Raw genomic sequence first — 9,511 nt, 5'->3', positions numbered from 1 at the left:
AAAGTCGCAGCAACAACTACGGGAAGCCTCGCAAACTGCGCGAGGCTGTTCGGCTCGGCAGCCGGTTCCGCTCTGGAGGGCGCCTCCCCCTTTCATCCATCGTGGTCGCGCGAAGCGCGGTGTTCGACTCAGGATGACGTCTCTCGGTGCGTCTGTACTGCACGGTTGATTACCAGAGCTGGTATCGCTGCACAATCGAAGCGGCCCCGGTCGATGGCTCGACCGGGGCCGCTTCGCCATCTCCCGCCGGAAGGTCAGCGGGTGGTGACGACGATGGCGCCGGCGGCGTGGTCGGTGCCCCACCGCTGCGTGGCGTCGATGGCGTCGAAGTAGCGGATCTCGCGGATGGACTCGGCGGGGATGTCCAGCAGCGCGCGGGGGCCGCCCACGCGCATCCCGTCGCGGTACACCACCACCGACGAGCTCGTCTGCACCGACGATACGCCGCGCGCGCCGCGCAGCCACCCCGGCCGCAGCGCGCGGATCAGCTGGTACGCGTCGGGGTCGTGCCGCGAGGCGAATTCCTCGGGCGTCAGCAGGTTGCGGTCGCGGTGCGGGCGCGCGTTCCGCGGGGCCACCTCCACGGCCGGCGAGTGCGTGGTGTCGGTCTGCTGCGCGGCGGAGGGGCCGGCGAACGCGAGCGCGGCCGCGGCGCAGCCCAGGAGCGTGAGGGAGATGGAAGCGCGCATGGCGAGGTCGTAGCTGCTGGCGTGGAAGGAGGGCCGGACGCCCCGGATCGAACGGCCGGCGGCGGAGATGCGGGGCTGGATTGTGGAGACGAATCTAATGTCGCCTTCTCCATCGATCAAGCCACGGAATGGCCCTTCCCGCGCCCGCCCACCCGGAACGACGGAGCCCCGGCGCCTCGGCCGGGGCCCGCGGGCCAACGCGAGGAGACATCCCCGCGGCGCGGCCTAATGCGTGGCGACGAGGATGGCGCCGCCGCCGTGGTCCGTGCCGAACTGCTGCGTGGCCGCCATCGCGTCCAGGTAGCGGATCTCGCGGATCGTCACGGTGGCGATGCTGCGCAGCTCGTTCTCGCCGCCCATCCTCACGCCGTCGCGGTACACCACCACGGGCGTGCCCTCGGCGTTGCTGGTGACGCCGCGCGAGCCGCGCAGCCACGACGGCCGCAGCGTGCGCACCAGCGCGTAGGCGTTGTCCTCGTGCCGCCCGGCGAAGTCCTCGGGCGTCAGCAGGTTGCGGTCGTGGCGCACGCGGTGCGCGGGCGCGGCGGGCGTGGCGGCCGTGGTGTCGGTGGTCTGCGCGGCGGCGGGGCGCGCGAGCAGCGCGGCGCCGAGGACGGCGGCCAGCGCGAAGGCGGTACGGGCGTTCATCGGAATGCTTGGATGGGATCGGGGGAACGTCGGCGGCGGACGGGTGCCGCGCCTCGGAAGAACGAGCACCCGTTACCCGTCGTGACGCGCTCCGGTTCCCCTGCGCCCGGTCAGGGGAAGCAGCGCAGCGGCACGTCCAGCGGCGGCGGGCCGCCCGCCATCCGGTAGTGCCACCACTCCTGGTCGTAGTTGGCGAACCCCTCGGCCTCCATCGCCCGCTTCAGCCGCAGCCGGTTCTCCATCACCTCGCCCGTGGCGTTGGCCGTGTGCGCGGCCTCGCTGAAGGTGTCGAAGGGCGTCCCCATCGCCAGCTCGCGCCCGGTGCGGAGGTCCACGAGGGTGAGGTCTACGGTGATGCCCAGGTTGTGGCCGCTGCGGCGTGCGACGTAGCCCTGGTCCAGCACCCACCGGTTGCCGCTGCGCTCGGCCCAGTCCACCATCGCCAGCGTCGCGCGGACGGGGCGGTAGGCGTCGAACACCTTCAATCCCAGCCCCTCGGTGCGCAGCCGCGCCTGCACGCGCCCCAGCGCCGCGGCGGCGGACGGGCGCAGCATGGCGCGCGGGCGCTCGTAGCCGGGAAGGCGGCGCCCGGTGAAGTTGTTGCTGGTGGCGTAGCGGACGTCCGCGCGGATGGTGCGGTCGATCCGGCGCACGTTCACCAGCTCGTCGCCGGGCGGCAGCGCGCACTCGGAGCCGCGGGCGGACTGCGCGGCGGTGCGGCACCCGGCCAGCAGCGCAACCACGGCCGCCGCCCAGGCGCGGAGCGCGCGGCTAGAACTCATGCCGCCCCCCGTCCTCGCCCAGCTCGGTGTGGGCGAACACCTTGCGCGCCTCGTCCAGGTCCCCGTCGCTCACCCCCGGCGGGAGGTGGACCAGGATCAGCCGCCGCGCGCCCGCCTCGAACGCCACCCGCGCGGCCTGCGCGTAGGTGCTGTGCACGTTGGGCACGGGCGTGGCCTGCGCCTCGTGCACCAGCACGTCGGCGCCGCTGGCCAGTTCGGTGATGAGCGGCGAAGGCGCGGTGTCGCACGAGTACGCGGCCACGCCGCTGCCCGCCGACTCCACGCGGATGCCGACCACCGGCACGGGGTGGATCCCCGGCGACGCGGTCACGTGCCAGCGCTCGTTGTGCAGCACGAGGGCGCCGGGCTGGTGCTCCACCCGGTTCCACTGGATCTCCGGCACGTCCTTCCACGTCTTCGTCTCGAAGCTCTCCCACGCGCGCCGCGCCTGCGCGAGCGCCGGCTCGATGCCGTACACGGGGATGGGGCGGCGGCGCCCGGAGAGCCAGATCTTCTCCATGAAGAGCGGGAAGCCGCCCACGTGGTCGGCGTGCTCGTGCGTCACGATCAGCCCCTCGATGCCGTCCACGTCCACGCCGCACGCCATCAGCCGCTGCACCACGTCGCCGCCGCAGTCCACCACCAGCGCGTGGCCCCCGCTCTCGAAGGCGAGCATGGTGGTGGTGCGGCGCGCGTCGCTGAACGCGGCGCCGGTGCCCAGCAGGTGCAGCACGGCCATTTTCGGATCCGCTCCGGTCGGTGGGAATTCGGAATTCGTGACGATCGGCCGCAGTCAGTCTACAGGCATCGCCCTGACGAAGGAAGAAGAAAAAGCAGGTTTCACACGGAGGCACGGACACACGGGAGCACGGAGGAGTTTTGTGTGACGCTTCGATCGAGTGCGTGAGTGCTGAGTGCTGAGTGCTGAGTGCTGAGTGCGTGACGGGATGTGGATCTGGCCAAGCGACCGCCATCCCCGCTCACCGGAACCTCGGACGCACGGATGTGAAGTCCGCGAAGGCGGACTGCGTGCCGTTGTAGCCGCGAGTTCACTCGCATTTTCGGGTTATCGGGAACGAGATCGAATCTTCCGAGCCCACGAAACCCAATCTTCCCAATCGAAGAAAAAGGGGCGAAGCCGCACTGCGCGGCCTCGCCCTGGTCATCCGGGTCCGCGACGGCGGATCAGCTGTCGTCGCTGTCCTTCTTGTTGCAGGGGTGGTCGGGGTTGTTCATCGCCTCGCGCACGTCGCCCTCGAAGCGGCGGGCGGCGTTCTCCTCCACCCCCGGCTGCGGCGCGGGCGGCTGCGCGCGCTGCGCCATCGTGGCGTAGCGCGCCGAGTCGGTGCTCGAGCGCGCGAAGGCGGCGCTGTCGGCCAGGTCCGCGGCGCGGCTGGCGGCGTCGGCGTAGGTGCGGTACGCGGCGGCGAACACGTGCCCCGCCGTGGTCACCTGCTCCAGCGGGCTTCCCTGCATCTGCACCACCTGCGTGTCCAGCTGGGCCAGGCGCACCTTGGCGTCCAGCGCCAGCTCCGACGCGACGCACGCGGTGCGGCGCGCCTGCTCGCGGGCCTGCTTCTTCTCGGCGTTCTCGCCGCACGCCGCCAGCGCCGTGCACGCCAGCACGGCCGCCGCCAGGGCCATCAGCTTCGGGTTCCTCATCCGCGTCCGTTCCTGGGGGGATGGAGATTCGGGATTTCGCAAGGCAACGCGCGGCCTCACCCGTCCGTGACGGCTTCGGGAAAGAGCTCGCGCTCCACCAGCTCGCACAGCAGGTGGATCAGGGTGATGTGCGCCTCCTGGATGCGCTCCGTCGCCTCGGCGGGCACCACCAGCGCGTCCGTGCACAGCGCCGCCAGCCGCCCGCCGCCGCGCCCCAGCAGGCCGAGGGTCACGACCCCGCGCTCGCGCGCCGCCTCCGCCGCGGCGACCACGTTGGGCGAGTTGCCGCTGGTGCTGATGGCCACCAGCACGTCGCCGGGGCGCGCCATGGCCTCCACCTGCCGCCGGAAGGCGCTGGCGAAGTCGTAGTCGTTGCTCCAGCAGGTGAGCGTGGGCGCGTCCAGCAGGTGGTGCGCGGGAAGGCCCGGCCGGTCGCGCTTGTAGCGCGCGACGAGCTCTTCGACGAGATGCATGGCGTCGCACGCCGAGCCGCCGTTGCCGCACGCGTACAGCCGCCCACCGCCGCGGAAGCTCTTCGCCACCCGCCCCGCCACCCGCGCCACGTCGGGCGCCATCGCGCGCAGCGCCAGCTTCACGCGCGCGGACTCCTCCAGCGCGGCAACGATCAGGGCGATGGGGTCCGCTGCGGGCATCGGCTCCGGAGGGCGGGGTGGACGGTGCGGTCGTGGCGGGAAACTTAGCCACCCCGCGCCCCGCCCGCACCCTCCCGCCGCCGGGGGCGTGGCACTTGCTTGCGGGTGCGGCGGACGGGCATCCTCCCGCGCCCCACGCCTCCTCACCCGGATCGGACGCCGTTGCCGCCACGGTCGATGGAATCCCCCTTCTCCACCCGCCCCGGTGCGCGGCGAGATCATCGCATCCCCCTTCATCTCCAAGGGTCGGGGAGATGGGGGGATCGAGGGCGATTCCGTGCTGGCCGGCTCCTCATCTCCATCCCCCTGCTCTTCCTGCTGGGGGGATGCACGAAGAAGGACACGCTTCACACGCTCGACCGCGTCCAGCTGCGCGATACCGTGGCGGCGGAGGCGACGCTGCAGGTGGATTCGGGGCGGGGGTGGATCGCGCAGCCGGGCGCCCTCACCGCGGTGGACACGGCGGGGCGGACGGTGGCCCGCGTGCCGCTGGCGCTGAAGGGGACGCCGCGGGTGCTGTGGCGCGCGGGCGGGCGCTGGTACCTGCGCGCGGACGGCGCGACGGCGGTGGTGGACTCGGCCGGGAAGGCGCTGGGGACGCGCCGCTCCGACGCGCCGCTGGCCCGCGATCCGCGCGGCGTGTGGGTCTACACGGCGACGCGGAACGGCAGCGTGATGGGGCTGGCGCCGGAGTCGCTGGTGCCGCGCTGGGGGTGGCCCGACGCGGGGTCGCCCGTCTCGGCGATCGCCGTGTCGCCGCTGGGCGACCGCGTTTACGTCGCCCTGGCGGGGAGCGAGGCCCACGACGTTCCCGCCGCCATCGAGGTGCGCGACGCGCTGAGCGGGCGGCTGCTCTCCACCTTCGGCACCGGCGCAGCGGCGCGCGTGCTGGTGGCGGGGCCGGACGGTACGCTCTACGCGGTCGTCGGCGGCTCGGTGCGGGCGCTGCGGCACGGGCCCGACGGGCTCAGGCAGCGGTGGTCGAAGGACTTCGGGGGGATCGGGCACAGCGACCCCGACGCGGTGCGCGTGTCGCCGGACGGGGGGAAGGTGGCGGTGGTGGCGTACGGGCGGGAATTGCACCTGCTGGCCGCGGGCGACGGCAAGGTGCTGGAGGAGAGCAAACGGGCGCCCCGCGACGCCGCATGGGACGCCGCGGGGCGATTGTGGGTGCTGGGCGCTCGCGAGATCCGGATCGTGCGCTGACGATCCGGCGGATGCGTCAGTGGCCCAGGTCGGGGCCGTGCCCGTCGCTCCCCTTGCCCATCAGCAGCCCGGCGGCGATGAACGGAAGGGTGTTCAGGCCGATGCTGAACAGCGCGGCGTAGGTCAGCCAGTGCGGGCCGTACATCAGCGAGTAGATCAGCGCCGCCACCGCCGGCAGGGTGATCAGCAGGGCCCCCATCATCGCGAACTTCATCGTCCTCGGCTCCGTTCGTTCGTCGCGTCGTACCGCCGTTTCCGGTCCTGCCCGGCGGGTGCGCAAGCTAGTCCCGGGGCGGGTTTCCGGCAAGTCGGGGGCCGCTGGAGAGGAAGATGTGGGGAATCTTCCCACGCGTGCGTCCTCCCGCTTCCCGATTCCCCTGTCCGGCGCGCTCCGCGACATTCCCGTTCGGCTGATTTCGATGGATCTCACGCGGAGACGCGGAGTCGCGGAGAGTTCGGCGTGAGATTGGATTTGTGGTGCGGGCGAACGATTCTGACGGAGACGGGACGATCAATGAGCACGAATACGAAGAGCTCGGAGCGCGCGGAGGTGCCGCCGCTGGGGACGCGGCTGGGGCGGGCGGCGCGGCTGCGGTGCCCCGTATGCGGCGGCGGGGGGCTGCTGAAGCACTGGCTGAGGCTGAAGCCGCGCTGCCCCACCTGCGGCCTGCGCCTGGACCGCGGCGAGCACGACTTCTTCCTCGGGTCGATGATGTTCAACATCGCCATCGCCGAGGGGTTGCTGGCGCTGGTGTGCGTCGGCGTGATCATCGCCGCGTGGCCGGCCGTGCCCTGGCTGCTGCTCGAAATCGGCGCCCCGGCGATGATGGTCGTCGCCCCGTTCCTCTTCTACCCGTTCTCGCAGACGCTGTGGCTGGCCGTGGACCTCCTCATCCGCCCGCTCACCGTGGAGGAGCTGGAGTGGCACAGGACGGCGGGCGAGCACGAGACGCGGCGGTCGGACGACCGGTAGCGCGCTTCGGCCGCATCGTGCCCTCTCCGGCCGGCTCAGGTCGTCCACCTCTCCCGTACCGGGAGAGGTAGCCAGGCAGGATCCGCGCTACATGCAAAGCATCCGTGCGATCCAAGTCTCTCACACGCGAGTGCGCGCCCGCGTTCCTCCCTCGCAGAGTGGGCGGAGGGGGAGGGAGCCAGCCAGGCGGGCAGGGTGCAGCCTTCCGGCACGAACCCCATCGAGCTACCTCTCCCGGTACGGGAGAGGTGGACGGCCTCGGCCGGCCGGAGAGGGCGCGGGGCTGGCGGAGGCGCACCGCACTTGACCCGCGCCCCACCCCATCTTAATTTTGAGACCGTTCGGTCTCTAGCGTGAGGAGGAGCATGGTACGGTCGGGCGATCAGACGCGCGAGAACATCATCCGGCAGGCGGCGGCGCTGTTCAACACGCAGGGCTTCGCCGGCGCGTCGATGAGCGACATCATGGCGGCCACCGGGCTGCAGAAGGGCGGCATCTACCGCCACTTCGAGAGCAAGGAGCAGCTCGCCCTGGAGTCGTTCGACTATGCCGTGGAGGTGATGGGCGACCGCTTCCGCGAGGCGCTGGAGGGGAAGCGCGACGCCATCTCCCGTCTCCATGCCGTCATCTCCGTCTTCGCCCGCATCCCCGCCGACCCGCCCGTGCCCGGCGGCTGCCCGGTGATGAACGCCGCGCTGGAGAACGACGACGGCAACCCCGCGCTCCGCGACCGCGCCCGCGACGCCATGGACGGCCTCCGCGCGCTGGTCGTCCGCGTGGCGAAGGGCGGCATCGAGCGCGGCGAGGTGCGCGCGGAGGTCGATCCCGACGAGCTGGCGTCGGTGGTCATCGCCACGCTGGAGGGCGCGGTGATGCTCTCGAAGCTGTACGACGATCCGGCGCACGTCCGCCGCGCCGTCGCGCACCTGGAGCGGTTCGTGGACGAGAGCGTCCGCGCTTCGTAGCGCGCGGGAGCTCTTTCTTTTTGCCCGTGAAGAGACCGTCCGGTCTCACTAACTCGCGGAGGGGATGATGGAGACGAGGGAATACGACGCGATCGTGATCGGCGGCGGGCCCGGGGGATACACGGCGGCCATCCGCCTGGCGCAGCTGGGGAAGCAGGTGCTGTGCGTGGAGAAGGAGTCGCTCGGCGGCGTGTGCCTGAACTGGGGGTGCATTCCCAGCAAGGCGCTGATCACCGCCGCCGGGCTGATGGACCGCATCCGCGAGGCGGGGACGATGGGGATCACCGCCGAGCCGGCGATCGACTTCGCCGCGACGCAGCGGTGGAAGGCGGGGATCGTGGAGCGGCTGACCACCAACGTCGGCACGCTCATCCGCGGCAACGGCGGCTCGGTCGCGCTCGGCACCGCGCGGCTGGTGGACGCGCGCACCGTCGACGTCACCGCATCGGACGGCAGCGTGGCGCGCTGCACCGCCCGCGACGCCATCGTCCTGGCGACGGGGGCGCGGCTGGCGGCGGTGCCGGGGTTCGAGCCGGACCACGCGCACGTCGTCACCGCGCGCGAGGCGGTGGATCTTCCCGCCATCCCCCGGTCGCTGCTGGTGATCGGCGGCGGGGTGATCGGGCTGGAACTGGGGATGATGTACCAGCGGCTGGGGACTAGGCTGACGGTCGTGGAGATGACGGACGCGCTCCTCCCCGGCGTGGACGCGGACCTGGTGCGCGTGGTGGAGCGCAGGCTCCGCAAGCGCGGCGCGGAGATCCTGACGCGCGCGAAGGCCGTCGGCTGGGAGGCGCGCGGCGGGATGGCGGCGGTGACGGTGGAGCAGGACGGCGCGGCGCGGGTGATCGAGGCGGAGAAGGTGCTGGTGGCCGTCGGCTTCGTTCCCAACACCGCCGGGCTGGGGCTGGCGGAGGTGGGCGTGCGGCTGGACGCGCGCGGCCACATCGCCGTGGACGAGCGCGCGGAGACCAGCGTCCCCGGCATCTATGCTATCGGCGACGTGAGCGGCGGGCCTTACCTGGCGCACAAGGCCTTCCGCGAGGGCGAGGTCGCGGCGGAGGTGATCGCCGGGCGCCATGCGCGGCGCGACTGGCTGGCCATGCCGGCCGCGGTGTTCACCGACCCCGAGATCGCCACCGTGGGCATCGGCGAGGCGGAGGCGAAGCGGCGCGGCATCGACGTGACCGTCGGCCGGTTCCCGTTCACCGCCAGCGGCCGCGCGATGTCGCTGACCGAGACCGAGGGGTTCATCAAGATCGTGGCCGACCGCGAGCGGGTGATCGGGGTGCAGATCGTGGGCCCCGAGGCCAGCGAGCTGATCAGCGAGGCCGCGTTCGCGCTGGAGATGATGGCCAGTCCCGAGGACGTGGCCCTCACCATCCACCCGCATCCCACGCTCGGCGAGGGCGTGATGGAGGCCTTCAAGCACGCGCTCGGCGAGGCGGTGCACATCATGAATCGCCCCAGGCCGAAGCAGCCCGCGCTCGCCACGGCCTGAAACTGAAGGGCTCACGGCGGAGCAGTCGAGGGAGCAGAGAACCGAATGCGGTTCCTCTGCTCCCTCTGCTGCTGCTTGATACCAGATCCGGAAGATCAGCTTCTTCATCCGCACTGCACCCACCTGACGTCATCCTGAGGCCGGCCACGCTGCAAGTCGCATCAGCACACCACCTTGCAGGCCGAAGGATCTGTGGGCGCGGCAGCACGTGAGTGGGTCGGATGCACCGATGCTTCTCCCGGATTCCGTATGATACCAATCCGGTGGAAGAATCAGCGCACCTCGCTGAATTACGGTGTGGTCGGCCTGAATAGAAAGTTCGCGGCCTGGCCCCCCACCGGCGACTGAAGTCGCAGCAACAACTACGGGAAGCCTCGCAAACTGCGCGAGGCTGATCCGCTCATTCTGTGGCATCAGCGCTCACGACCACTG

Annotated in this window: 11 protein-coding genes; 4 read left to right on the top strand and 7 right to left on the bottom strand. The window is 71.7% G+C overall.

The window, feature by feature from the left end; genetic code table 11:
• Positions 1 to 254: 254 nt before the first annotated feature.
• The 6 genes from VLK66_RS25050 to VLK66_RS25025 form a co-directional block, all read right to left on the bottom strand.
• Positions 255 to 689, bottom strand: coding sequence for a hypothetical protein (locus VLK66_RS25050; RefSeq protein ID WP_325312240.1), 435 nt, complete (start codon positions 687 to 689; stop codon positions 255 to 257).
• A 225-nt stretch (positions 690 to 914) separates the two neighbouring features.
• The gene (locus VLK66_RS25045) at positions 915 to 1,337 is read right to left on the bottom strand and encodes a hypothetical protein (RefSeq protein ID WP_325312239.1); all 423 of its coding nucleotides are present in this window, start codon (positions 1,335 to 1,337) and stop codon (positions 915 to 917) included.
• A 110-nt stretch (positions 1,338 to 1,447) separates the two neighbouring features.
• A complete protein-coding gene (locus tag VLK66_RS25040) occupies positions 1,448 to 2,119 on the bottom strand; it encodes a M15 family metallopeptidase (RefSeq protein WP_325312238.1) in 672 nt (223 codons plus the stop codon).
• Positions 2,109 to 2,858 (bottom strand): MBL fold metallo-hydrolase, encoded by a 750-nt coding sequence (locus tag VLK66_RS25035; protein WP_325312237.1) that lies wholly within the window; start codon positions 2,856 to 2,858, stop codon positions 2,109 to 2,111. Before VLK66_RS25035 ends, VLK66_RS25040 begins: the two co-directional genes overlap by 11 nt.
• Before the next feature lie 446 nt (positions 2,859 to 3,304).
• Positions 3,305 to 3,781, bottom strand: coding sequence for a hypothetical protein (locus VLK66_RS25030; RefSeq protein WP_325312236.1), 477 nt, complete (start codon positions 3,779 to 3,781; stop codon positions 3,305 to 3,307).
• Between the two features lie 56 nt (positions 3,782 to 3,837).
• Positions 3,838 to 4,434, bottom strand: a complete 597-nt coding sequence (locus VLK66_RS25025) for a D-sedoheptulose-7-phosphate isomerase (protein ID WP_325312235.1) — start codon at positions 4,432 to 4,434, stop codon at positions 3,838 to 3,840.
• A gap of 162 nt (positions 4,435 to 4,596) precedes the next feature.
• Here VLK66_RS25025 and VLK66_RS25020 point away from each other — a divergent pair, with 162 nt between their 5' ends.
• The gene (locus tag VLK66_RS25020; RefSeq protein ID WP_325312234.1) at positions 4,597 to 5,640 is read left to right on the top strand and encodes a hypothetical protein; all 1,044 of its coding nucleotides are present in this window, start codon (positions 4,597 to 4,599) and stop codon (positions 5,638 to 5,640) included.
• Between the two features lie 16 nt (positions 5,641 to 5,656).
• Here VLK66_RS25020 and VLK66_RS25015 read toward each other — a convergent pair whose 3' ends face one another.
• Positions 5,657 to 5,854, bottom strand: coding sequence for a hypothetical protein (locus VLK66_RS25015; protein WP_325312233.1), 198 nt, complete (start codon positions 5,852 to 5,854; stop codon positions 5,657 to 5,659).
• Positions 5,855 to 6,154: 300 nt separating this feature from the next.
• Here VLK66_RS25015 and VLK66_RS25010 point away from each other — a divergent pair, with 300 nt between their 5' ends.
• The 3 genes from VLK66_RS25010 to lpdA all read left to right on the top strand — a co-directional run bounded on the left by VLK66_RS25010 (position 6,155) and on the right by lpdA (position 9,079).
• Positions 6,155 to 6,613, top strand: coding sequence for a DUF983 domain-containing protein (locus tag VLK66_RS25010; RefSeq protein ID WP_325312232.1), 459 nt, complete (start codon positions 6,155 to 6,157; stop codon positions 6,611 to 6,613).
• A gap of 365 nt (positions 6,614 to 6,978) precedes the next feature.
• Positions 6,979 to 7,578, top strand: a complete 600-nt coding sequence (locus tag VLK66_RS25005) for a TetR/AcrR family transcriptional regulator (protein ID WP_325312231.1) — start codon at positions 6,979 to 6,981, stop codon at positions 7,576 to 7,578.
• 67 nt (positions 7,579 to 7,645) lie between these two features.
• Positions 7,646 to 9,079: a dihydrolipoyl dehydrogenase gene (gene lpdA, locus VLK66_RS25000; RefSeq protein ID WP_325312230.1), complete on the top strand. Its 1,434-nt coding sequence runs from the start codon at positions 7,646 to 7,648 to the stop codon at positions 9,077 to 9,079.
• Positions 9,080 to 9,511 lie beyond the last annotated feature (432 nt).

The organism is Longimicrobium sp., from assembly GCF_035474595.1.
Taxonomy (GTDB): Bacteria; Gemmatimonadota; Gemmatimonadetes; order Longimicrobiales; family Longimicrobiaceae; genus Longimicrobium.
This window is presented reverse-complemented; position numbering and strand designations above follow the sequence as displayed.